Genomic DNA, 25,382 nt, shown 5'->3' with positions numbered 1-25,382 from the left:
AAAATTTATTCCAAAGTATTGCATAAAAAAAGCCCAGTCATAAAACTGGGCTTTTCCTAAATAACCAACCAAACTTTAAATTATGAAAAACCAATACTTAAAGTTGTAAGGGAACCACCCCTTACGTTGGTAAAATTAAAACTTGTTCTTCTACTGGAGTAGGTTTTAACTTACTTTAACTTTCAACTTAACAGTAATTCACATTTAAGCCTTTCAATTGTGAATTCCTTAAGAAAAAAACGGTTCCAAATAGAAAAATCGTAGTTAAAACCAATAACCTATACTAAAGAAAAAATTGGAGTTTTGCCGCTCCGGGGACCAGGAATATAGTACCTGTATCGGTCCAATAAAGGACTCCCAACCATACCCTAATCCATACCCGGAGAAATCTGGCGCAGTAAACCATTCTCCCGTTCTAAACAAATCGTCTTCAACATTGGCAAAATTAGTTGCAAACAAAAGGTGGTTCTTTCCAATAAACTCATAATCCAATCTTGCATACGCCTTTACAAAACTATTCCCTGGCAGGCTCAAAAAATCATATCCTAAAAACGGAGTGAAATTATTTATCATATCCGTACCATAACCTCCAAGAACAAAATCAAAAGTGGTTACACCAGATGTACCCAATTTGAAACCTCCCTCGGTTTCTATATTCATGGATAGATTTTTAAAAATGGGGAAAGCAGTTCCCATCCTTGCTTTTGAAACCGAAAAATCCTTGAAGTTTTGATTATAATCCGAAGAAAACAGATAGTAATGCATGTCTCCTTCAAAAAACAAGCCTCTAGTAGGAAAGTACCTGTCATCATAGGTATCCAGCTTTAAATTACCATAGACGCTAAAGTAACTTCCTTTTTCAAAGAAAGTCCTTTCGTTGGAGGGTTCTGCCACCTCCGATGGTGTTTCAGCGGTGAATGGCTCTATAGTCCTTGTACTATACTTAAGAAACTGGTATTGCCCGCCAAGGGTAAAGGCAAATTCTTCCCTCAGAACGGTCTGCACGTATAGTTGATTTGTGAAATCGGACACATCAATATTTAAAGTATTAAGATTTGTTCCCGTGGGCACTTCAAAATTCTGCCGTATTAAATCAAAACTAATATCCTGACTAAAGGCATTGAACCGTGAGTTTAAACCAAAGCTCCAATAGGTTCCTTTGTCCACATAATATTGAAAGTCATATCTTACATTATCCCCCAATACAAGATCAAAAGAAGCTTCATCATCCCTAAATAAAAGTTTTCTTTTTGTGAAGTTTAGAATTGCCGCGCTTTTATAAAGGTCATCATAGTGCGCTCCCAATCTTATAAACGAAGTGTTTTGGGTTTCGTCCAAACGCAGTATTAAATCCTCACCAATTCCATTGGAGACTAACTTATATCTGTTCGTTGCAAAATTTCCTGTTGCCGTTAGATTACTTATACCCTGTTGTAGCTTTTCAAAAGTAATGGGTTGGGCTAGATTAAATCTTAGCTTTCCTTTTACATAACCTCTAGTATGTTGGTTGCTACCATTGATTATTAGTCGGTTTATGGTAAGCGTGTCCTTAAGACTCGTGATATGTATTCCTTTCTTTTCACGAAATGGTTTTCTTGCAATTTTTTTTAGATCCTCAAATTTTTCTTTGGCCGCCTGTTCCCCTCTTTCAATAATTTCACCCGTCTTGTCAAATTCAATTACTGTAAATCCTTCAATATCCGGTTTAATATAGATATCCGTTTTACGGGCCTTTTCAACCATATCCCTTACCGTTCTGTAATTGTTTATCTGTAAAAGAATTTCCGTTGCGGACAATAGGGCGTCCCTACTTGAAAGATCGTGCTGTACATCTACCCCTATTACGATATCGGCACCCATATCTCTAACTTTGTCTATGGGGTAGTTATTTACTACTCCTCCATCAATAAGTACTTTTCCATCTATACTTGATGGTTCAAAAAGAGAGGGCAAAGTTCCACTGGCCATAATGGCTTGTGGAAGATATCCAGAGTTTAAAACAACTTCTTGCCCTGTTTCAATATTAGTGGCAATACAAACGAAAGGAATGGGAAGCTTTGAGAAATCGTTCACATCCTTTACGGGATATAGCAACCTAACTAGCTCATTGTAAATATTTTGCCCTCCAGAAAATGCGGTAGGAACACTTACCTTAAAATTTTCAAACGGCAGGGTTAGGGCATAGCGCTCAGAATCCTCCTTCTCATGAAAAGTTTTTGCGTCCCTTGGAAGATTATCCTGTATAAGATTAATAAAATCGGTCGCCCTAAAAATAGAGTCCAGTTCCGATGCGGAATACCCCGCCGCATATAAGGCTCCTATGATGGCACCCATGCTAGTTCCGCCTATATAATCAATTTGCACGCCCGCTTCCTCAATTACCTTCAGGGCACCAATATGCGCCAGCCCTTTGGCACCACCTCCACTTAGAACGAGTCCAACCTTTGGCCTTTTAGGTTCGTCTGTTTGGGCCAAGCTTTGCATCGATACAAAAAATACCAAGGACAAAAGAATACCTTTGCCCATAAGTTTCCTTGCTATTTTCCATTCAATGAAACGAACCATATATTTTCTTTGCTTTGGAAGGTCCCACAATTTCGGTCAAATGCTCCAATGAAGCTTCCTTTATACGTTTAACGGATTTGAATTTCTTCAATAAATCACGTGCAGTTTTTTCTCCCACACCTTCAATAGTCTCCAATTCCGAATTTATTGCGCTTTTACTCCTTTTATTTCTGTGAAAAGTTATACCAAATCTATGAGCTTCGTTTCTCAAATGTTGAATTATCTTTAAACTTTCAGATTTTTTGTCCAAATAGAGTGGTATTGAATCACCCGGGAAATATATTTCCTCCAGCCTTTTTGCAATACCCACTATGGCGATTTTACCCCGTAGTCCCAAAGCCTCCAGACTTTTTAAAGCCGATGATAGCTGTCCTTTACCTCCATCAATGATAATTAACTGCGGCAGGGATTCATCTTCCTCCAAAAGTCTTTTATACCTTCTAAATACGACTTCCTCCATGGAGGCAAAGTCGTCAGGTCCCGTTACGGTCTTGATATTAAAATGTCTGTACTCCTTTTTACTTGGTTTCCCGTCCCTAAAGACAACACAGGCCGCAACGGGGTTAGTCCCTTGAATGTTACTGTTATCGAAACACTCGATATGCCTTGGCTCTTCTGACAATCGCAAGTCTTTCTTCATTTGGGCCATGATTCTATTGGTATGACGATCAGGGTCTATAATCTTGATTTGGTTAAAACGTTCCTGTCTAAAGAACTTGGCATTTCGTTCAGACAGTTCTACCAACCTTTTTTTATCCCCTAGCTTTGGTACCGATACCTTTAAGGATGCCTCCAATTCTACTTCAAAGGGAAGATAAAGTTCTTGGGATTGCGAGTTAAAACGTTGTCGTATTTCCACTATGGCCAATTGGAGTAGTTCCTCATCGGATTCATCCAATTTCTTTTTGATTTCCATGGTATGAGAACGTATTATTGAACCGTGGGATAATTGAAGAAAATTAACATAGGCCATGGCACTGTCAGAAATGATTGTGAAAACATCCACATTGCTGATCTTTGGATTTACAATAGTGGATTTGACCTGATAGTTTTCCAGAACCTCTATCTTATCCTTAATGCGTTGCGCCTCCTCAAACCTCATTTGATCTGCGAGGGATTTCATTTGAGCTTTAAAGTAATGTAAGGAGGATTTAAAATTTCCTTTGATAATTTCCTTAATATCCTCAATCTGCCTATTATACTCTTCAGAGGATTGAAGTCCCTCACAGGGTCCCTTGCAGTTTCCCAAATGATATTCCAGGCAAACCTTATATTTACCTCCCTTTATTTTTTCTTCGGACAAATCATAATTGCAGGTCCTTAATGGATAAACACTTTTGATCAAATCCAAAAGTGTCCTAACAGTTTTCATACTAGTATACGGACCGTAATATTCAGAGCCATCCTTTATAACACGTCTAGTGGGAAATAATCTAGGGAAACGCTCATTCTTTAAACATAGCCATGGGTAGGACTTATCATCCTTAAGCATTACATTATAACGTGGCTTATATTCCTTGATCAGATTATTCTCCAGCAAAAGTGCATCGGATTCCGTGGGTACCACAATGTGTTTGATCCGCTTTATTTTTTTTACAAGGACCCTGGTTTTACCATACTCGTGATTTTTATTGAAGTAGGATGACACCCTTTTTTTAAGGTTCTTTGCCTTGCCCACATACAGGATTTTATCATCCTTATCGTAAAATTGATAAACACCTGGTCCGTTAGGTAGTGCACTTAATTGAACGTCAATTGGTATTTGGGACATAAACTTAAAATAATAACGCTTTAGTCGATGGTTTTGAAATTACATGCTTTTCTCGAAACAACTAAAATTTTCCAAGCATTTTAACTCAAAAATATATACCGACATATATTTTAATTGGCATATAAGGATGTCTTAATCCTTGTTCAAAATAGGAACCTAGGTTACACTAAATTTCAATAATATTTCGCTTGCTCCTTTGAAATATGTTTAAACACCTTAAATACAGTTGCTTACACATATTTAAACCTGTTATTTATTCTCTTTACTGTTAATTTTTATATAAAAAAGTGCTTTTTAACGATAAAAATGTGCCTTTCAAGGATATTTAATATTTTTTTTACTTACATTTAACTCGAAGCAAACCTCAAAATCTTAAAGAATTTATTAATGGAAAGCTATATAATAACACTGGGAACTTACCTTATTTTGATGTTGTTTTTCAAAGTTTTCTTTGCTGTTGCAGGTAAGGACTAATTAAAATTAAATGACAAACAAATCATTTTTTCAATGATGTTGAAGAAAGATTTGCGCCAAAAATACCTTACTTTAAGAAACCAGCTTTCCTCAAGTCAGATAGCTGACAAAAGTCTTGCGATTTCCAATAAAACCCTTGAGCTTCCCATTTGGTCCAAAGACTATTACCATATTTTTCTTCCCATACTTTCAAAACAGGAAATAGATACTATAAATCTTCTTTCAATTCTTCAAGGAAAGGATAAAAATATTGTAGTGCCAAAAGTAGAAAATGATTCCTTGGAACATTATTTACTCACAGACAACACTAAATTTAAAAATAGTGCATGGGGCGTTCCAGAACCAGTGAACGGCATTCAAATAGAACCCAACAATATCGATGTAATCTTTATTCCTTTGTTGGCCTTCGATGAAAACGGTAACAGGGTCGGTTATGGAAAAGGATTCTATGACAAATTCATAGCATGCTGTAAACCCGAAGTGCTCAAAGTGGGGCTTAGCTTTTTTGAAGCGGAAAAAAGAATTTCCGGAGTATTGCCTACTGATATTCCATTGGATTACTGCGTTACCCCTGAAAAAATTTACTCCTTCACTGGTTCCCGATAATCTTCCTGATTCTCCGTAGGCTCAACAACCTTTTCCTCTTCATTATTATTACCAAATGCCCGCTTATTAAAAACCAGCAAAATTCCTACACCTGTACTTATAGCCGTATCCGCAATATTAAAGACCGGCTCAAAAAACCTAAAATTCTTTCCTCCCACCTTGGGCACCCATTCCGGCCAAGTAGTATCCACTAATGGAAAGTATAACATATCTACTACCTTGCCATGAAAAAGCTTTCCGTAGGGTTCATCCGAAAACAATGTGGCCACATGATTATAACTATCATCAAATAGCAACCCATAAAAAACAGAGTCCAAAATATTGCCCAAAGCTCCTGCGAATATTAAGGAAACGGCAACAATCAATGTTTTTGAAGATTTTTTCCTTACAACATCATACAACCAATATCCAATTCCAAAAATGGCGAACAACCTGAAAATGGTCAAAATCAGTTTACCTGTTGCATCTGAAATGGGCAGTACATCGCTAAGTTTAGCACCCCAGGCAGCACCTTCATTCTCAATAAATAGAATTTTAAACCAGTTAAAAACATCGACGGATTCACCTAAAACGAAGTTTGTCTTAATATATATTTTACTCCATTGATCCACTAGGAGAATTAGAACTATGAGTAAAATCGACTTTTTCAGGTTCATGGGCTTATTAAACAGCGCAAAAATAGAAATATTATTCGGTTTTGTTGAGGATGATATTTCCTGTTACGGAATTTAAATTATATTGATTAACTCCCCTTGGGATAGGGTTCTTTATCAATTCCCCATATTTTGTTTCTGCCACTATTTTGGCTGCATTTGCATAGACCAAAATATTTCCGCTTTGGGTCCTTACATTAACCTCTTCAGAAATATTATGCAGTACACAAGTCCCGTCGGATAGGGTAACGTTTAAATTAAGGTAATCTCCATAAACAACTACCCTAGCGCTTTTCCCAAAAATTTGAACATTTTTATACGATGGTATGGTAATCTTCAAGGCAATGGAAACCACTTTATGGGCACTTAATTTATCATTGGGGTTTTTAAAACTAGGTTGAAATCCCGCTCCAAGAACCAATGTATTGCCTACTTCCGAAACCTTCATCTGTAAATCATCCCGATATTCCCCATCCATTTGAGCTTCCACCTCGATCGCTGGATTATCCCCAGTTTCCAGAACCACCTCATAGCAATTTTCCGCGTTTACCTGTATCATGGTTATGGATTCGTCCAACAGTACTTTATGTACTTTCTTTTGGGCGGTAACCTGTGCGACCAGGACAAATAAAACTATTTGGAATAATTTCAAAACAGACCATTAAAAAACGCCCCGGAAGGCGTTTAGATTATTTTTGCATATTCTTGGCTTCGATACTCAAGGTTGCGTGGGGAACCAATTTCAAACGTTCCTTGTTGATGAGTTTACCCGTTACCCTACAAATGCCGTATGTTTTGTTCTCTATTCTAAGAAGCGCATTTTTCAAGTCCCTAATGAACTTTTCCTGACGTATGGCCAACTGGGTATTGGCCTCCTTGCTCATGGTCTCAGAACCTTCCTCAAATGCCTTAAAAGTAGGCGAGGTATCATCCGTACCATTATTACCATCGTTCATATAAGAACTTTTAAGTAGTTCCAAATGACTCTTTGCTTTTTCTATTTTCTCCTCGATCAATTCCTTGAACTCTGCCAAATCCTTATCGGAGTACCTTACTTTTAAATCTTCTGCCATCTCGTTAATGTTTTTCAATAAACAATTTAGTGTTCACTTCGTCAAAGGCAATTTCGGTGCCATTTTCTAAATTTTCTTCAAAATCCAATTCTGCTGTCAAAGTTTCCGCCTTTATATATTGTAGATTGCTCGTAACCGCCTGTTCTACCAAACCGTCCTTGAGCATCTTAATATCTATTCTGTCAGTAACCTCAAAACCAGATTCCTTTCTTAAATTTTGAATGCGATTTACAAGTTCCCTAGCTATACCCTCTTTTTTAAGGTCATCATTAATGGTTATATCCAGCGCAACTGTTGTTTTGCCAGATGATGCCACAAGCCAACCCTCGATATCTTGGGAACTTATCTCTACATCCTGAAACTGTAAATTAATGTTTTTATTTTCTATTTGAAGGGATAATTCGCCTTCTTGTTCAATTTTTTGGATATCCTCCTGATTTAGAGCACTTATGGCGTTGGCAATGAGCTTCATATCCTTTCCGTACTTGGGACCCAATGTTTTAAAGTTGGGTTTTATCCGTTTAACAAGTACCCCGGAAGCATCGTCCAACAATTGAATTTCCTTTACGTTTACTTCTGATTTTATTAAATCCGAAACGGCCAAAATATCCTTTCTGTCCTGCTCTCCCAAAATAGGGATCATGATTTTCTGCAGTGGCTGCCTTACCTTTATCTTTTCCTTCTGTCTTATGGATAAAACCAATGATGAAATGGTTTGCGCCTTTTGCATTTTTTGTTCTAAACCGGTATCAATCAAATTGTTGTCAGGTTTTGGGAAATCTGCCAGATGCACACTTTCAAAGGGTTCGCGATTGCTTGTCGCGATCAAGTCCTTATAGAGTCTATCCATAAAAAATGGGGCCACTGGCGCAGAAAGTTTGGAAACCGTGACCAAGCAGGTGTATAAGGTTTGGTACGCCGCTATCTTATCTTTTTGGTAATCGCCCTTCCAAAACCTTCTGCGGCATAAACGAACATACCAATTACTCAAGTTTTCCTGAACAAAATCAGATATGGCCCTGATTGCTTTGGTAGGTTCATAATCCGCATAAGCTTCATCGACCAATTTTATAAGTGAATTCAATTCGGACAAAATCCATCTATCTATTTCCGGTCTCTCCGACACCGGGATATTCTTCTCTGCATAGTTGAATTCATCAATATTGGCGTACAAGGCGAAAAAAGAATAGGTATTATACAACGTACCGAAAAATTTACGTTTCACCTCTACAATACCTTCCGGATCGAATTTAAGATTGTCCCATGGATTTGCGTTGCTGATCATATACCAGCGAGTAGCATCTGCACCATGCTCCTTCATGGTGTCAAAAGGATCCACGGCATTGCCCAGCCTTTTGGACATCTTTTTACCTTCCTTATCCAGTACTAGTCCGTTCGATACCACATTTTTATACGCAACTGAATCGAATACCATAGTTGCTATGGCATGCAGGGTATAAAACCATCCCCTAGTTTGATCTACACCTTCCGCGATAAAATCGGCCGGAAAAGTCTTCCCCTCATCAATCAACTCCTTGTTCTCAAAAGGGTAGTGCCACTGTGCATAGGGCATTGATCCACTATCAAACCAAACATCGATCAAATCACTTTCCCGTTTCATGGGTTGACCGGACGGTGATACCAAGGTAATCTGATCTACTATATTCTTGTGAAGGTCTATTTTTTCATAGTTGTCTTCGGACATATCGCCAATTACAAACTCCTCAAAAATATCCTTCTCCAAAACACCGGCGTTTACCGCATTTTCCATTTCAGTCTTTAGTTCTGCAACCGAACCTATAATCATTTCCTCCTTACCATCACTAGTTCTCCAGATGGGCAATGGAATACCCCAGTATCTTGATCGTGACAAATTCCAATCGTTTGCATTTGCCAACCAGTTTCCAAAACGGCCTTCGCCGGTAGCCTTAGGTTTCCAATTAATAGTCTGATTCAGTTCGAACATTCGATCTTTGATGTCCGTAACCTTAATGAACCAAGAATCTAGCGGGTAGTATAAAATAGGTTTGTCCGTTCGCCAACAGTTGGGGTAACTGTGCACATATTTTTCAACCTTGAAGGCCTTGTTCTCTTCCTTGAGCTTTATAGCTATTTCTACATCCACAGAACGTTGCGGTGCCTCACCATCCTCATAGTACTCGTTCTTGACGTATTTACCGCCAAGATCCCCCAATTCCGGTCTAAACTTTCCCTGCAAATCTACCAAAGGAACGAGATTCGCATTTTCATCCAACACCAACATGGGAGGTATTTCAGGTGTAGCTTGTTTCGCCACCAAGGCATCATCGGCACCAAAAGTTGGGGCGGTATGTACAATACCAGTACCGTCTTCTGTAGTTACGAAATCACCACTTATGACCCTAAATGCATTTTCAGCATTTTCATAGGGTAGAACATAATCCAATAACTGTTCGTATTTGATTCCTACCAAATCTTTACCCTTGAATTCCTTTACCTGATAAAAAGGAATCTTTTTGTCCCCAGCATTATAGGCTATCAATTCGGATTTTTGGGATACTTCAAAATATTTCCCCGTAAATTGTTTTCCAACCAAGTTTTTGGCAAGAATTACGTTCATGGGCTGAAAAGTATATTGATTATAGGTTTCCACTAAAACATAATCAATCTTAGGCCCAACCGTAAGTGCCGTATTTGAAGGAAGCGTCCACGGAGTGGTTGTCCATGCCAAGAAGTAAATGGTTCCTTCATCTTTTAGAAAATCGGGCAAAGTCTCTTCTATAGCCTTAAATTGGGCCGTTACCGTAGTATCGGTAACATCTTGGTACGTCCCTGGCTGGTTCAGTTCGTGTGAGCTTAAACCCGTACCTGCCTTTGGCGAATAGGGCTGAATCGTATATCCTTTATAGATAAGACCTTTATCATATATCTGCTTCAACAACCACCAAACAGACTCCATATATTTGGACTTGTAGGTAATGTACGGATCGTCCATATCCACCCAATAACCTACCTGTTCCGTCATGGCATTCCACACATCGGTATATCGCATTACAGCCTTTTTACAGGCTGCATTATATTCCTCTACCGAGATTTTTACCCCAATATCTTCTTTGGTGATTCCCAATTCCTTTTCCACTCCCAACTCAATAGGAAGCCCATGTGTATCCCAACCGGCCTTTCTTTTCACTTGAAAACCCTTCATGGTCTTATATCGTGGAAATATATCCTTGATGGTTCTTGCCATTACATGGTGGATTCCCGGCATTCCATTGGCGGATGGTGGTCCCTCAAAAAAAACATAGCTGTCCTTACCCTCTCTGGATGAAACACTTTTTTCAAAAATATTCGCTGTCTTCCAGTAGTTTAAAACTTCTTCTGCAACTTTTGGCAAGTCCAATCCCTTATATTCTGCAAACTTCATACGAATTGCTTATGGTTCTGGGTTTTAAGGCTGCAAAATTAATTAATTTAGTTGGAAATGCAGTCCTACTAAACCATGAAATGGTTCAAATAAAAACAATCCTAAAACAAGAATATGCCGGTCTTGATCCAAAATGGCCTTATACCCGTATATAAGTACATAAACACTAAAAAATCAACAACATGAAAAAATTAGCATTAAGTTCAATTTTAGTTTTGGCATTGAGCATTTCCTTTATCTCTTGTAGAGAAACCGCCGAAAAAGCAAAAGATGCAGCCAGCCAGGCGGAGGAAGCTATGGAAGAAACTGGCAACGATTTAAAAGAGGCGGGTGAGGATGCCATGGATGCAGCAAAAGAAGCAGGTGAAGATCTTAAGGAAGCAGGTGAAAAAGCTATGGATTCTGCCAAAGAAGCTGGTGAGGATGTGATGGACAAAGCCAAGGAAATTGGTGAAGATGTTAAGGATGCTACCCAGGAAGCGGCGGACAAAGTATCACAATAATTTACTTTTCAGCGGTTTTTACTATTAAGTATTCAACAAAACGCAGGCCCGTGAATAACGGGCCTTTTCATTTTAAAAAACATATCCTATACCCAATATTAAATTACTTCCAGGCGCCACTATTCCAGAAGAATAGGTCCTGTACCTTTGGTTTGTTATGTTCTCCAAACTTACAGTGGCGTTCAAATTATTCGCAATAGTATACTGTGATCGAAAATTTAAAGTATACCATGATGGTGAAAAGGGGTCGCCGTTCTCATCCTTTGCATAGATATAATCCTTAGACCTTTCCGACAGGGCCAATTCGTCATTGGAGACCTCACCATTATAATTCAGAAAAAAATCGGTAGATATCTTTTCCGTTTTCCATCTTACATGGAAATCACCAAAGGTTGGAGGTGCATGTCTTGCTGGGGAATCCGTGCCATCCTCTTCCTCCTCAATCCCCTCAGTTATTGTAAGATTTGACGAAAGCGACCATTGGTCAGTCAAATATGCGTCCAATCCAAATTCAAAGCCGTAAACATAGGCCTTGGCGGCATTTTGTATAGCCTGCACATTGCTCAACTCACCTCCATACTCGATTTGCGAATTGCCGTTAAAAGTGAAATCCCTTCGTACCAAGGCATCCACCAAATACGTATAGAAAGTAGCCCCTTTCAAAACAAGCTTGTCCTTAAAGTTCTTTTGTATGCCCAACTCCAGATTATAGGCATATTCCGATTCCAAATCAGGATTTGGCACTACTACGGAACCTGGTTCCGAATCAAATATTTTTCCGATATCATCAACATTTGGCGCCCTGAATCCCGTTGAACCGTTGAACGTTATTTGAAAATCTTGTTTTGGAAACCAGCTAAAACCTAGACTACCTGTCAATGCTCCTGTACTCAAATCGGCATTCTCAAAAGGAAATGCATAGAAAGTGTCATCGAACAAAGCATCGATCCAAACATGGCTATATCGCAAACCGGACATTACAATAAAGTTGGGTTTTGCCTTGTATTCACCATTGAGATAGCCTGCTAAACTCTTCCATGTAGCACCATCTGGATATCTAGAAGCTGCCTCGGTTTTATCCATAGTGACAATTTGAGTGTCCGAACCCTTTGACCCTACCGTATTGTATATGAACTCACCTCCATAATACAACTTGAATTTCCCCATCTTTTTGTTCTCCAGATCCAAGTTCAAATTCAACGCATCCACATTTTCCTCAGTAGCATTTAAAATGACGTCCTGAAAATCACGATTGTACCTACTTTCTTCAAAATGTTGGTAGGCGGCGGTTAACTTTAGCCCATCATATAGCTTTCCTTTTCCTTTCTTTTTCAACTGAAAATTTCCCATAAACCATTTCTGGGGGCCGTAGAACCACGCTACAGACCTTAGTCCCTGACCATCCCTTGAAGGCCGTATAAGCCTATCATATCGTGAATATTTTGAAGTTTCCGAAAAATGGATACCTAGATTAAAATCCAAGTTGACGTTGGGCCTATAGAGAAATTTCTGCATGAAATTTGTCTGGTTATAGCCCGTGGGCACTTGTTTTCTTGGGTCTTCATTAGGTACCAGTACGTCCTCCCCATTAACAGTCTTTACAAAGGAATTTCTTAAGTACGATTCCGGACCGTGACTGCCCATTTTCAAATCTTGAAAATCGTTATAGGAAAAACTCGTTAAGGACGCCCACTTTTCTTGACCAATGTTTACCTCTGCGTGTACGGTGTTTTCCGTATTTGCGGAAGAGAATCGATAGTTGGTGTTCCCCGAGATTTCAGTAACTCCCTTTTGACTAAGAATAGGCTGCTTGGTATAAAAGTTCATTACCCCACCAATGGCATCGCTACCGTAGATAACGGAGCCCGGCCCAAAGATAATCTCCGTATTCCTAATGGTAAAAGGATCGATAGATATGACATTTTGCAAATTACCGCCTCTAAAAATAGCATTGTTCATACGTACCCCATCAACCGAAAGAACCAGTCTATTGGTGGCAAAACCCCTAATCATGGGGCTGCCACCACCCAATTGGCTTTTTTGAACAAAGACCTTTCCACTACTTTGCAAAAGATCTGCGGATGTTTGGGGGGCATTCAACGCAATGGTCCGTGCATCTATGGAGACAATCTTATTGGGGACTTCCTTTTTCTGTTGTTCCCACTTAGAAACGGACATGACCACTTCATCCAACCGCTCAGGTTTCATTTGCAAAAAAATCTTGTAATCATTTTTGATGATCTGTAGCCTTGTAACTTTTTTAAGTTCATAGCTTAAGTGCTTAAGAATAATCCTGTCCTCGTTTAAAAAGGTGGAAAAATCAAAATTTCCATCAAAATCGGTAATACTAATTTTTGTCCTTTCCGGATTATAAACCGCTACGTTGGGAATTGGCTCAAGGGTATCATCGTCCAAAACGGTTACTTGTTGGGACCGCAACATAAAACAACTTAATAGGAAAATTAGGGGTAAAATTCTTATCATATTAACTAAAAACTTCATTTAGTACCGCCAGGGACCTAGGTTTTCTAAAACCCTGTAATTGCAATTCATAGTATAAAACCAAGGATTGAAGCAGTTCTTGCCTGTTATTTTTTCTCATTTTAATTGTATTAATTGCATCAAATTTTATGCCTAAGAATGATTTAAAAAACAAAAGATTTTCCCCGGACAAAATAGGGTTAAGCGATGGACTACTGATGAACTCCCCTTCCTGTAAATCGAAATAAGGGGCGTTTATAGTCTGCACATCGGGATAAAAGCCTAAGTACTTGGTCAATACAATCAAAAAATATAAGTGGAAGTTCGCTATTTCCTTATGGATATCCAACCACTGTAGGGAGGCTTCCAAAAAACCAAAAAGTTCCGTATTGGTTTCTTGCTCATGAATACTGTTGGCAAGCATTTCTGCTAAAAATAAAGCCATAGCATTTTTGACAATATTGGTCTGAAGGGTCTGATAATTATAATGAAGTTTTGCTTCTTTTATACTTTCCAATGAGCCCTTGTTTCTGTGATTGGCAACAAGTTCCAGTTGGGTAAGGGGTTGAAACAGGGCCTTTCTAACCTTCCCTTTTTTAGAAGCCAAAATTCCCCTTAGCAAGTATGATTTTAGTCCATCGGATTCCGTAAAAATTTTAACGATCAAACTGGTATCCCCATATTTTATGGAAGTGAGTACAATGGCCTTGGTTGTTACCTGCATCAATGAATGGTTTTTACAAAGGTATCCTTTACTTTGCTATCGTATTGTCTGTCCATTTTTGGGAATACTCCTTTAGAATTGCATCCCCAATATTTTTGGTATAGTGGTGCCTGTCCAACCAGTAGCAAGGGCTCACGCCCAATAGTTTAGAACCATAAGGCCTAAAGAGCTCAAAACCATTATTTTCAAGTACATCCAATAGATAACCAAATTGTATCCTTCTTTCAGTGGAACTGATATAATTATCATAGGAACTGGGATGTATTAGAAAGGTTAGTTTGATACCCCTTTGGTCACATAATTGTTTGATTTTCTGAAGAATTTCAATTTGTGAAGAAAAATCCAATGGCTGAATGGGTGCCGCATCGGGAACATCTAGAATCTCTAAATTTTCATGAAGCCTGCAATCAGTTTCATAAGCATTTTTTGCATAGTAATTGCCATCGGTATAAATGTCATGTTCAATATGCTTTTTGTCCAAATCGGTCCCCAAAATTTTCTTGATGGAAATGGGCAAGAACAGAAACTCCCATTGGACTTTAACCTCCATTAGGTTAACGAACTTTCGAGAGGCGTCGTTCTCATGGGCACTCGCCCGCTCGTAGATAACCCCTTCATCCATAGCTAAAATAATATTATCCACTTGAACATCGTTCTCAAGAAAAAGCAACAGGCTCTTATAGAATTCTTCTGGAGTACCTAGCGAATAGGTCATATTATACCATGTTGATTCCGCAGTATTCAATTGGTTCACGTGGAGCGTTCCTCCCTTGGAATTGGAAAACAAAAAACTGTTGAACTTATTTGGGTTTTGCAATACATAGTGCACTTTTAAACTGTGCTCGTTGGGTCTGATTCCCTTGAACTCCTTTCGGTTTCCCATAATTCCATATGGGTCTATAAGGTAATTATAGACACTGGTGGCCGAAAAGTACAGGAGCACAATCAAACCAAAAAAAGCCGCCTTTTTAAGAAATGCCCTCATCTAAAATTGAAAATAAATGAATTGTCCGGAACTCGTATTCAAACTAATCAGATAAACCACAGCGATAATCACTACTACCTCCACAATACCTAATACCCTTTTGTCAATTATTTCCAAAAAAGTAAAATTGAGTCGCTCATCCTTCCTAAAAATCCAATCCAAAAATAACAAGGAGCCCACACTATAGAGTCCATTTTTATAAATAGGGGGGAAATTGAATTTAGTAAACATGAACGATAAATATTCCAGGGCCGAAGCTAAAGATTCACTCCTAAAAAAAACCCATGCCAAAACCACCATTAAAAAAGTAAACAAAATTTGACCCGCCTCCCTTAATGAAGGGAACCAAGAGCTTTCCGCAACAACATTATCAACATATTTCCTATTGCTTCCCTTGATGTAACTTGGAACAAAGAGCATGGCATGTACCCCGCCCCAAACTACAAAAGTCCAATTGGCACCATGCCAAAGCCCACTCACCAAGAAAATGACAAATACATTTCTAAGCGATTTCCATGTACTTCCACGGGATCCACCAAGGGGAATATAAAGGTAATCCCTAAACCATGTGGAGAGTGAAATATGCCATCTTCGCCAAAACTCGGCTACATTTCTTGAAAAATATGGAAATTTAAAGTTGGACATCAGCTCTATGCCAAATAACTTGGATACCCCAATGGCAATATCCGAATACCCACTAAAATCGCAGTAGATCTGAATCGCAAAATATAGGGCCCCCAACCAAAGAACACCGCCGCCAAAGTCGTGATAATTACCAAAGATATCATCTACCTTTAGGGCCAAGACATCTGCAATAACCACTTTTTTGACCAATCCCCATAAGATCAACCTCAGCCCCTGCATACCCTTTTCATAGGAAAAGGTTCTTTGGCCCAATATCTGTGGCAATAGGTTGGATGCACGTTCAATGGGACCCGCTACCAATTGGGGGAAAAAAGATACAAATGCTGCGAAAGAAATAAAGTCCCCTGTAGGTTTAAGTTTATTGCGGTAAACATCAATAGTGTAAGACATGGTCTGGAACGTGTAAAAAGAAATGCCTACCGGAAGTATTATATTCAGCGTCCATGTATTCTGCGTATGGTAACCTATATTGTTCAATAGATGTATCCATGAATCCACAAAAAAATTAAAATACTTAAAGAACGCCAAAAGCCCAATATTAAAGGCCATACTGATTCCCAACAGCAATTTTCTATGGGCATTTTTTGTTGTTCGGTACAGTTGTAACCCAACAAAATAGTCGACTAGGGTAGATATGAAGATAAGGGACAAAAACCTATAGTCCCACCATCCATAAAAAATATAGGATGCCAGAAGGAGCAAAATATTCTGGTGCTTGACTTTCTTGTTGAAAACGAACCAATAGAATCCGAAAACAACGATAAGAAAAACCAAAAACTCAAAAGAATTGAATAGCAAGCCCTAGTTTTAGGGCTCAAAAATAGGGTAAAATATGATTAAGGAAGTCTCTTTTGGAACTAAAGCAATATAAAAAAAGCCTATCCGGAAAAAGGATAGGCTTTAAAATTTAAATATGTAGTATTAGATAACGCCTTGGGCCAACATGGCATCCGCAACTTTTACGAAACCAGCGATATTGGCACCCTTAACGTAGTTGCAATACCCATTTTCCTCCATTCCGTATTCGATACAGGAATCGTGAATATCAGACATAATACCTTTTAAGCGTTCATCAACTTCCTCACGGGTCCAACTGATCCGTAGGGAGTTTTGGGACATTTCCAATCCAGAGGTGGCAACACCGCCCGCATTGGAAGCCTTACCTGGTGCAAAAAGAATTTTTGCATCGTGGAAAGCATGAACTGCATCCGCGGTACAGGGCATGTTGGCACCTTCCGCTACACAAATGCACCCATTGTCCAATAACTGTTTTGCATCCTCTTCGTTTAATTCGTTCTGAGTGGCACAAGGTAATGCAATTTCGCACTTCACATCCCAAGGAGTTTTACCATCATGATATTCAGCGTTTGGATATTTTTTTACATATTCCGAAATACGTCCCCGTCTGTTGTTCTTGAGGTCCATTACGTATTCCAACTTATTAGTATCGATACCATCGGCATCATAAATATATCCACTGGAGTCTGAAAGTGTAACCACTTTGCCTCCTAATTGAATTACTTTTTCTGCTGCATATTGGGCCACGTTACCGGATCCGGAAATAACCACCGTTTTTCCTTCGAAATTCTCGTTTCTGGTTTTAAGCATGTTCTCGGCGAAGTAAACGGTACCATATCCAGTGGCTTCCGGACGAATTTTGGAACCGCCCCATGAAAGACCTTTACCGGTCAAGACCCCGGTAAACTCATTTCGTATTTTCTTGTACATCCCGAACAAGTACCCAATTTCCCGTGCACCAACACCAATATCACCAGCGGGAACATCCGTATTTGGACCAATATGTCTGTTAAGCTCCAACATGAAGGCGTGGCAGAAACGCATTACCTCATCGTCTGACTTGCCCTTAGGGTCAAAATCAGAACCACCTTTACCACCTCCCATTGGAAGGGTAGTCAAACTATTTTTAAAGACTTGCTCAAATGCCAAAAATTTTAGAATACTTGCATTTACCGTTGGGTGAAAACGCAAACCTCCTTTGTATGGGCCAATGGCCGAATTCATCTGTATCCTGTACCCCCTGTTTACGTGAATCTCGCCTTCATCGTCCACCCAGGCAACCCTAAAAGAAACCAGTCTTTCCGGTTCCACCATTCTCAAAAGTATATTCTTGCCGTTGTATATTTCTTTTTCGGCGATATAGGGAATAACCGTATCCGCAACTTCCTGAACGGCTTGGATGAATTCTGGTTCATGACCGTTTCGGGACTTCACCTCATCCATAAATGCTTTTATTTTTGCTTTCATTGAGCTCATCAAAATCGATTTAAATTATTGAATTCAAAATATATCGGCAAAATTATGCTATTATTATAAAAACATGTTTAAATTTTTCACAATACATTAAAAATTATGTTTTTTGCGGCAAAATTTAAATTCCGATGAATAATGCATAGACTTTGGCTCCAAAGCCTAAATTAAATTCTTAATTATTCCAAGGCTTGCGATAAATCCTCAATCAAGTCCTCAATATCCTCAATTCCAACACTTAATCGTATCAGTGCATCCACGATTCCTGACTTTTCCCTTTCCTCTTTTGGAATACTGGCATGGGTCATACTTGCTGGATGACCTGCAAGGCTTTCGACCCCTCCTAAGGATTCTGCCAAAGTGAAAACTTTTAGGCTTTCCACTATTTTGATGGCATCGGTATAATTGCTTCCCTTAGGGATGAAGGAAATCATCCCGCCAAAACCGTTCATCTGCACCTTAGCTATATGGTGATTGGGATGATTTTCAAATCCTGGCCAATATACTTGCTCCACTTTTGGATGATCATTCAAATACTTGGCAATGGCCTCACCATTTTCACAATGCCTTTGCATACGCACATGTAAGGTTTTAATGCCCCTTAGTACCAAAAAACTGTCCATGGGACCTGCAACCGCTCCGCTGGCATTTTGAATAAAATATAATTTTTTGGCCAATTCTTGGTCGTTTACGACCAAGGCTCCTAAAACTACATCGCTGTGACCGCCAAGATACTTGGTGGCAGAATGCATCACAATATCGGCACCAAGGTCCAAGGGCGTTTGCAAATATGGAGTGGCAAATGTATTATCCACCGCCAATAAAACATTTTCCCTTTTTGCCTCTTCGGAAATAGCCTTTATATCTATGATGTTCATCATTGGGTTGGTTGGGGTCTCCACCCAGATAAGCTTGGTGTTTTTGTTCAGACACTTCAAAATACCGGAAGTTTCAGCCATATCCACAAAGTGAAAAACGATACCATAGTTTTCAAAAACTCTTTTGAACAAGCGATAACTTCCGCCATAAAGGTCAGCAGTTGAGATAACCTCGTCCCCCGGGACCATCAATTTTAAGACAGCGTCTATTGCCGCCAACCCACTGGCAAATGCAAGACCGTGATTTCCATTTTCTATGCTTGCCAAAGCCTTTTCCAAAGCACTTCTAGTAGGGTTGGCACTTCTAGAATATTCATACCCTTTATGACTTCCGGGAGAGCTTTGGGCATAGGTAGAGGTTTGATAAATAGGTGGCATTACCGCCCCATAGGCCTTATCGGGCTCTTGCCCTCCATGTATCACCTTACTGTTAAATCTTAATTTTTTATCTGCCATATTATACAACTATAATCACAAATGTATCGTTATCTTTTGCGGATTACAATGAAGCAGTACATTTGTTAGTATTAGAAAAACGAAAATGAAACACTTTTTGACTTTACTTCTTTTCCTCCTTGTTTTTATGGGGTGCGAAGAAGACACCTCCCTAATTTTTGAACCCATGACCTTTGGCAACAAGACATGTGAGAATTGTGCCCTGATAGAGATTGACATACCCAAAGCCATTGGTAACAAAAGTATAGATGAAGTAGTTAATACGGCCCTTAGGGAGGAAATCATATCAATATTAAAATATGATGATGAAATTGACGTGTCAACCATTGATAGCGCTATTTTATCCTTTCAAAAAGAGTATGATAAGTTAAAGAGTAAATTCCCAGAAGAGTCCACAAAATGGGAAGCTACAGTGAAGGGCACCGTAACCTTTGAAAATAAGCAAATATTGACCATCCGTTTAGATTATTATTTATTTACCGGTGGTGCCCATGGATATAGTAGTATCCGTTATCTAAATTTCGACAAAACCAATGGAAAAGAATTAGGTAATAAGGAACTATTTAAGGATATAGAGGCATTTAAAAACTTGGCAGAATCCAAATTTAGGGCAGAAGAAAAAATACCGATGACCAGCTCCATAAACAGTACAGGGTTTATGTTTGAGAACGATACTTTCTACTTACCGGAGAACATAGGATTCACCCAAGAAGGCCTACAATTATTTTATGAACAGTACGAAGTTGCTTCTTATGCCGATGGACCTATAGTGCTCGTTCTACCCTACCAAGAAATAAAGAAATACCTTCCTCAAGCATTTTTCTGAGCGCCCTTTGCTAAAAATTTAAGTTGGGTCGATATGGTTGCCGTATGAAGACCTTCATGAAAGAGATTAAAGCTCATGGCATCCTCAAGGGTTTTCAACTCAAATCCGGCACTGGTCGTATAGGGTTTGTAATCCTTAAACAGCCCCGAATCTATATCCTGTTTGGTCCATTCCACGGTGGAGATAAGAAAATCGGCAATAATTTTAATTTCATCATCCGTGGCTGTTCCATCCGGTACGGTCCCTTTCATAAACTTATCCACGATTTCTTCTGGAATTCTCATTTGTAGTCCACTGAATTTATAGACCAAAATTTGCTGGGTAGCCACAACATGGGCTATATTCCACCATATATTGTTCCTGAAACCTTCCGGGATTTTCAATAAATCCTCTTTGGAAGTAGTGGTCAAAATCTTATGCAGAATTTTTCTACTCTGTACTGTTAATGCTAACTGACTTTCTAAACTCATACCATTTAATTGAATCCTAAAAATAGTACTTTTCAATAGATTTGGGTTTCTTTGTGTATCAATACACAAAACTATGGGTAAAAAAATATACCATCTAAGCACATGTAATACCTGTCAAAAAATCCTTAAGCAGCTGGAACCTTTGGACGAATTTGAACTGCAGGATATAAAAACCCAACCCATAACAGAGTCCCAACTAGAGGAAATGTACAATCTGGCCCAAAGTTATGAATCACTCTTTAGCAGAAGGGCAATGTTATTCAGACAAAGAGGACTCAACAAACAAGAACTAGGGGAACAGGATTACAAAAACCTGATTTTGGACCATTACACCTTTCTAAAAAGACCCGTAATTCTTTTTAACGATAAAATTTTTATTGGGAACAGCAAAACTACCGTTGAGGCGGCCAAAGAAGCCATTCATTCGTGAGCCGAAGAACCCTTGCCATATTGGCCGCCTTGGGGGCCACAACCATTTACGCACTTAACCATACTATTGCAAAAGGAGTCATGCCCAATTATGTGCAACCCTTTGGTTTTATTATGCTAAGGGTAACAGGAGCTGCACTTCTATTCTGGATTTTCTCCCTGCTAGGGCCAAAACAAAAAATAGAAAAAAGGGATTGGGGTCGTCTCTTGTTCTGTTCCATTTTTGGAATGGTCATTAATATGCTGGCCTTTTTTAAAGGTCTTCAGTTGTCCACGCCCATTAATAGTTCCGTTTTGGTAACCGTTACCCCAATCATTGTTGTGATTCTTTCCGCCCTTTGGATAAAGGAGAAAATTTCGTGGCAAAAAGCCAGTGGCATCCTCATGGGTTTTGTTGGTGCACTATTGTTGATCCTTATGGGTGCGGAAATACGACAGGATGCCCCAAATATCCCTATGGGAAATATTCTATTGATCGTAAATGCCACAGCCTACGGGACATACCTTATCCTGGTAAAAAAACTAATTGAAAAATATCACCCATTCACTTTAATGAAGTGGCTTTTTACGATTGGAGTAGTTATCAATTTCCCTATCACCTTTAACGAGGTCTCTGCCATAGAATGGTCTTCAATACCTTTACAAGTATACGCCGCAATAGCTTTTGTTATTGTGGGAACCACCTTCCTCACCTATTTGTTCAATGTTTTCGCCTTAACCCAGTTAAAGGCATCAACGGTAAGTGCCTTTACCTATCTACAACCCCTTATTGGAATTCTTTTTGCCTTGGGAACGGGAAACGACAATCTAAGTTTAATTAAAATACTTGCTGCCCTTTTGGTTTTGGCAGGAGTGTACTTAGCGAGTAGAAAACCGAAAGTTCCAAAAATTAAGATAGAATAATTGCAACTCCTTTTAAAGAACAGAGGTCTTACAATTCTCCAAATGCCTTCCCATAAGAAGTACGGCCTTATCCACATCCCTGTTGTGAATGGCAGAAATGATATCCAAATGTTCCTGTAATATTTCCTTCAGGGAACGAGTAGTACCCAAAAGTTCCAAGGCAGACCAAAAATTGGCCTTCATAAACAAATCTATCAATCTTTTATTTCCACAGTTTTTAACGATGAGTTCATGAAAAAGTCTATCTATTTTTTGAAAAACATGGGCATTTTGAGGTCCGTTTTCAAAAGGTACCATTAAATTCCGTAAATCATCAATCCTTGCTTGGGAGGCATTCAACGTAAAAAGCTTTACTGCTTTGGTTTCCAAGGCAATTCTACAATCCAGTACATCAATGATTTCTTTGGTCTCCACTTCCCTAACCATGACCTCTTTATTAGAGCCCATAATTACCAAAGTTTCCTTGCAGAGCCTTTTAATGACCAATTTTAAGCAGTCGTCATTGGTATTTAATATTTGGGAAAGTTCCCTTTGTCCAATGGCCTCCCCGGGAATTAATTTTTTGGTTACGATCAGTTTTCTTAACTGGGTGTAAACCTCCTCGGTACAATTGTTCATCTGTTCAAACATCCAATAAATTTAGTAAAATAAATCTTACAGAAACAAGCCGTTATTCCGAGGGACAAATACAGCCATTTAACTGGATGTTAAAGCTAAAGGTTATTTGGTGTTTTTGAAAATTTGCGGGTATCCTCTTTTGTCAAAATTCTAAATCCCTCTCCTTTTTCCACCCCACTGAAGGTAGCTAAAAAGTCGTTCGTGAGCCCGGTAAGTTTTCTCGTCTTCAAGTTTATCCAGGCACCCATCATTTCGCAATGGGCGAAATTTTCCCCCTTATGGTTGTAGAAATTATGATGAAATTCAAAAAACTTTGCATCCTCGCTCATTCCCATTATTTCCATGGATACTTTGATGGGCTTTCCCGGGAAAGCCTCTTTGAAATAATACATATGCTCGTAAAATACGACCGGACCTATCTCGTTGGCCGCCAATGTTCTCTGGTCAAAACCTATCTCCATTAAATAAGACATTCGGGTATGGCTCATATAATTAAGGTAGGCCGAATTTGCCAAATGCCTGTTGGCATCCACATCGCTCCACCTTATTTCAAATTCTTTTAAGTACATTCTATTTTGTTTTTTGCTATGCATGCATAATACTCCATAAAAATACCATAGTTTTGGTTAATCATTTAGGAATGATTGCACTTTTTGCTTAATTTTTCAATTCAAGACCATAACCCATGACCACAAACAGTTCATTTTTCAAAGACCTTTCCCTCCCCGTAATTGCCGCCCCTATGTTTCTTATTTCAGGGCCAAAACTGGTTATTGAATGTTGCAAAAATGGTATCGTAGGTACATTTCCGGCATTAAACCAACGGACTAGCGAAGGCTTTGAGGAATGGTTGATAGAAATTAAAACCGCCTTGTCACAATTTGAAAAAGAAACCGGAAAAAAACCGGCGCCTTTTGGGGTAAACCTTATCGTACACCAGACAAACCCACGATTGGAAGCAGACCTAAAGCTTTGCATTAAACACAAAGTACCCTTGGTGATTACCTCTTTAGGCGCAGTTTCCCAAGTTGTTGACGCCATTCATAGTTACGGTGGCCTCGTATTCCATGATATCATCAAAAAAAGACATGCAGAAAAAGCCTCGGAAGCCGGTGTGGACGGTCTCATTTTGGTTGCCTCGGGTGCTGGGGGACACGCAGGCACCATTAATCCAATGACCCTTGTATCTGAAATTAAACAATTCTATTCTAAAACTATTATTCTATCTGGTTGTATAAGTACCGGTAGGGACATTGCTTCGGCACTCCAAATGGGTGCGGATATGGCCTATATGGGAACCCGATTTATCAATACCGAGGAAAGTAAGGCAACACCAGAATATCGAAAAATGATCATTGATGCAGGTGCGAGTGACGTGGTCTATACGGCATCCATTTCAGGGGTACACGCTAATTTTTTGGGTGCCAGTCTAAAGGCCGCAGGTATCACGGAAGAGGATTTGAAAAAAGACACTAAAATTGATTTTGGAAAGGAATTGAATACCGAGGCCAAGGCCTGGAAAACCATTTGGTCCGCTGGTCAAGGTGTTGCCACTATCCATAATACCTTATCCGTATCCCATTTGGTGACCAACTTAAAATCTGAATTTAAAAAGGCTGTAGAAGAGCAAGCAAAAGTCTTGGAAATATTTCCAAAATAACTAGGTATGCCGCTTATCAGCTCCAATTACAACCCACCATTACTCTTTAAACACGCACATTTTTCTACAATCTATAATGGATTGTTTCGAAAAGTACATGGTCTAAACCAGAAAAGGGAAAGGATTCAGCTATCTGATGGTGACTTCTTGGATTTGGATTGGAGTTACTGTTCGCAACCTACAAAAAAAGTAGCCATCCTTATTCATGGATTGGAAGGTGATTCCAAAAGGGCCTATATACAAGGAGCTGCTAAAATTTTAAGCCAGAACGACTTTGATGTTTGTGCTTTAAACTTAAGAGGCTGTAGTGGTTTCCCTAATACATTATATCGTTCCTATCACTCCGGGGCCACAGAGGATTTAAAGGAGGTTGTTGATTACATTCTCGAAATGGATCACTATTCGGAAATTTATCTTTATGGTTTTAGTCTAGGCGGAAATTTGTTGCTGAAATATTTGGGAGAAAATAAAGAAGCACCCAAAGAAGTTAAGGGTGCCGTGGCCATCTCCGTTCCCTGTCAATTAGATGACTCTCTTGAACAGTTATTGCACTTTAAAAACATATTGTATTCCAAAAGGTTTAAAGGAAACCTCATCGATAAACTTAAAATAAAAAAACAACTTTTTCCGGACAAGATTTCCCTTTCGGAAATAAAGCAGATTAGGACTTTAAAAGATTTTGACGACATCTATACAAGTAGGGCCCATGGTTTTACCAATGCCATGGACTACTATTCCAAATCCAGTTGTTTGCAGTTTATACCTTTTATAGAAGTACCCTGCTTAATTGTAAATGCTCAAAACGATTCCTTTTTGGGTGAAGCTTGTTATCCATTTCAAGAAGCTGAAAAGAATAGGAATATTTATTTGGAAGTACCTATATATGGAGGACATGTCGGTTTCTACGGCCGGCAAAACAAAACATATACTGAAGTTCGTTCCTTGGAATTCTTAAAGGAAATTCATTAGTGCTTCTCCCCTTTTAAAAACA

Annotated in this window: 22 protein-coding genes; 7 read left to right on the top strand and 15 right to left on the bottom strand. The window is 39.0% G+C overall.

The genetic code is table 11. The annotated features are described in order from the left end of the window. Positions 1-264 precede the first annotated feature (264 nt). On the bottom strand, positions 265-2,565 hold the full coding sequence (locus CJ263_RS09430) for a patatin-like phospholipase family protein (protein ID WP_229702400.1): 2,301 nt from the start codon (positions 2,563-2,565) through the stop codon (positions 265-267). Next, a complete protein-coding gene (uvrC, locus tag CJ263_RS09425; protein ID WP_094997035.1) occupies positions 2,549-4,336 on the bottom strand; it encodes an excinuclease ABC subunit UvrC in 1,788 nt (595 codons plus the stop codon). The genes CJ263_RS09430 and uvrC overlap by 17 nt, the downstream gene beginning before the upstream one ends. A 507-nt stretch (positions 4,337-4,843) precedes the next feature. On the opposite strand from uvrC, the gene CJ263_RS09420 reads away from it, so the two are divergent. Continuing rightward, a complete protein-coding gene (locus CJ263_RS09420; protein ID WP_308423220.1) occupies positions 4,844-5,416 on the top strand; it encodes a 5-formyltetrahydrofolate cyclo-ligase in 573 nt (190 codons plus the stop codon). Here CJ263_RS09420 and CJ263_RS09415 read toward each other — a convergent pair. Genes CJ263_RS09415 through ileS form a run of 4 tightly spaced genes read right to left on the bottom strand, consistent with a single transcriptional unit; the run spans position 5,392 to position 10,545 of the window. Continuing rightward, complete coding sequence (locus CJ263_RS09415; protein WP_094997033.1) at positions 5,392-6,072, bottom strand: lipoprotein signal peptidase; 681 nt, start codon at positions 6,070-6,072, stop codon at positions 5,392-5,394. The two genes, CJ263_RS09420 and CJ263_RS09415, sit on opposite strands and share 25 nt — an antisense overlap. Before the next feature lie 31 nt (positions 6,073-6,103). Beyond that, positions 6,104-6,721, bottom strand: a complete 618-nt coding sequence (locus tag CJ263_RS09410; RefSeq protein ID WP_094997032.1) for a hypothetical protein — start codon at positions 6,719-6,721, stop codon at positions 6,104-6,106. Between the two features lie 37 nt (positions 6,722-6,758). After that, the gene (locus tag CJ263_RS09405; protein ID WP_094999189.1) at positions 6,759-7,142 is read right to left on the bottom strand and encodes a TraR/DksA family transcriptional regulator; all 384 of its coding nucleotides are present in this window, start codon (positions 7,140-7,142) and stop codon (positions 6,759-6,761) included. 4 nt (positions 7,143-7,146) lie between these two features. Beyond that, positions 7,147-10,545, bottom strand: coding sequence for an isoleucine--tRNA ligase (gene ileS / locus CJ263_RS09400; protein WP_094997031.1), 3,399 nt, complete (start codon positions 10,543-10,545; stop codon positions 7,147-7,149). 182 nt (positions 10,546-10,727) lie between these two features. Here ileS and CJ263_RS09395 point away from each other — a divergent pair, with 182 nt between their 5' ends. After that, entirely contained in the window at positions 10,728-11,048 is a 321-nt protein-coding gene (locus CJ263_RS09395) for a YtxH domain-containing protein (RefSeq protein ID WP_158657123.1), read from the top strand. Between the two features lie 72 nt (positions 11,049-11,120). Here the strand turns inward: CJ263_RS09395 and CJ263_RS09390 are convergent, their stop codons facing one another. The 6 genes from CJ263_RS09390 to CJ263_RS09365 form a co-directional block, all read right to left on the bottom strand. Beyond that, positions 11,121-13,490, bottom strand: a complete 2,370-nt coding sequence (locus tag CJ263_RS09390; protein WP_229702399.1) for a TonB-dependent receptor — start codon at positions 13,488-13,490, stop codon at positions 11,121-11,123. Positions 13,491-13,533: 43 nt separating this feature from the next. Further along, positions 13,534-14,253, bottom strand: coding sequence for a DNA repair protein RecO (gene recO / locus CJ263_RS09385; protein WP_094997028.1), 720 nt, complete (start codon positions 14,251-14,253; stop codon positions 13,534-13,536). Between the two features lie 28 nt (positions 14,254-14,281). Further along, positions 14,282-15,238 carry a hypothetical protein gene (locus CJ263_RS09380; protein ID WP_094997027.1) on the bottom strand — a complete coding sequence of 319 codons (957 nt, stop codon included), beginning with the start codon at positions 15,236-15,238 and terminating at the stop codon, positions 14,282-14,284. Further along, the gene (locus CJ263_RS09375) at positions 15,239-16,681 is read right to left on the bottom strand and encodes an MBOAT family O-acyltransferase (protein WP_094997026.1); all 1,443 of its coding nucleotides are present in this window, start codon (positions 16,679-16,681) and stop codon (positions 15,239-15,241) included. A gap of 123 nt (positions 16,682-16,804) precedes the next feature. Beyond that, a complete protein-coding gene (gene gdhA, locus CJ263_RS09370; RefSeq protein ID WP_094997025.1) occupies positions 16,805-18,148 on the bottom strand; it encodes an NADP-specific glutamate dehydrogenase in 1,344 nt (447 codons plus the stop codon). A 182-nt stretch (positions 18,149-18,330) separates the two neighbouring features. After that, positions 18,331-19,485 carry a cystathionine gamma-synthase gene (locus CJ263_RS09365; protein WP_094997024.1) on the bottom strand — a complete coding sequence of 385 codons (1,155 nt, stop codon included), beginning with the start codon at positions 19,483-19,485 and terminating at the stop codon, positions 18,331-18,333. 85 nt (positions 19,486-19,570) lie between these two features. Here CJ263_RS09365 and CJ263_RS09360 point away from each other — a divergent pair, with 85 nt between their 5' ends. Further along, positions 19,571-20,311, top strand: coding sequence for a DUF3298 and DUF4163 domain-containing protein (locus CJ263_RS09360; protein WP_094997023.1), 741 nt, complete (start codon positions 19,571-19,573; stop codon positions 20,309-20,311). Here CJ263_RS09360 and CJ263_RS09355 read toward each other — a convergent pair. Continuing rightward, positions 20,296-20,781: a DinB family protein gene (locus CJ263_RS09355; protein WP_094997022.1), complete on the bottom strand. Its 486-nt coding sequence runs from the start codon at positions 20,779-20,781 to the stop codon at positions 20,296-20,298. The two genes, CJ263_RS09360 and CJ263_RS09355, sit on opposite strands and share 16 nt — an antisense overlap. A gap of 73 nt (positions 20,782-20,854) precedes the next feature. Between CJ263_RS09355 and CJ263_RS09350 the strand changes: the two genes are divergently transcribed. Both CJ263_RS09350 and CJ263_RS09345 read left to right on the top strand, forming a co-directional pair. Then, entirely contained in the window at positions 20,855-21,211 is a 357-nt protein-coding gene (locus CJ263_RS09350) for an arsenate reductase family protein (RefSeq protein WP_094997021.1), read from the top strand. Further along, entirely contained in the window at positions 21,208-22,113 is a 906-nt protein-coding gene (locus tag CJ263_RS09345) for a DMT family transporter (protein ID WP_094997020.1), read from the top strand. The genes CJ263_RS09350 and CJ263_RS09345 overlap by 4 nt, the downstream gene beginning before the upstream one ends. 12 nt (positions 22,114-22,125) lie before the next feature. On the opposite strand, the gene CJ263_RS09340 is transcribed toward CJ263_RS09345, so the two are convergent. Together CJ263_RS09340 and CJ263_RS09335 are read right to left on the bottom strand one after the other, a co-directional pair. Continuing rightward, positions 22,126-22,743 (bottom strand): GntR family transcriptional regulator, encoded by a 618-nt coding sequence (locus tag CJ263_RS09340; RefSeq protein ID WP_094997019.1) that lies wholly within the window; start codon positions 22,741-22,743, stop codon positions 22,126-22,128. Positions 22,744-22,826: 83 nt separating this feature from the next. Next, complete coding sequence (locus CJ263_RS09335; RefSeq protein ID WP_094999188.1) at positions 22,827-23,300, bottom strand: acyl-CoA thioesterase; 474 nt, start codon at positions 23,298-23,300, stop codon at positions 22,827-22,829. A 116-nt stretch (positions 23,301-23,416) separates the two neighbouring features. Here CJ263_RS09335 and CJ263_RS09330 point away from each other — a divergent pair, with 116 nt between their 5' ends. Together CJ263_RS09330 and CJ263_RS09325 are read left to right on the top strand one after the other, a co-directional pair. After that, positions 23,417-24,391: an NAD(P)H-dependent flavin oxidoreductase gene (locus tag CJ263_RS09330; protein ID WP_094997018.1), complete on the top strand. Its 975-nt coding sequence runs from the start codon at positions 23,417-23,419 to the stop codon at positions 24,389-24,391. A gap of 6 nt (positions 24,392-24,397) precedes the next feature. Continuing rightward, positions 24,398-25,360 (top strand): YheT family hydrolase, encoded by a 963-nt coding sequence (locus tag CJ263_RS09325; protein WP_094997017.1) that lies wholly within the window; start codon positions 24,398-24,400, stop codon positions 25,358-25,360. The last annotated feature ends 22 nt before the right edge of the window (positions 25,361-25,382 follow it).

Source organism: Maribacter cobaltidurans, assembly GCF_002269385.1.
Classification (GTDB): Bacteria; Bacteroidota; Bacteroidia; order Flavobacteriales; family Flavobacteriaceae; genus Maribacter; species Maribacter cobaltidurans.
Note: the sequence above shows the minus strand (reverse complement) of the source record. Positions and strands in the feature narration are given on the sequence as shown.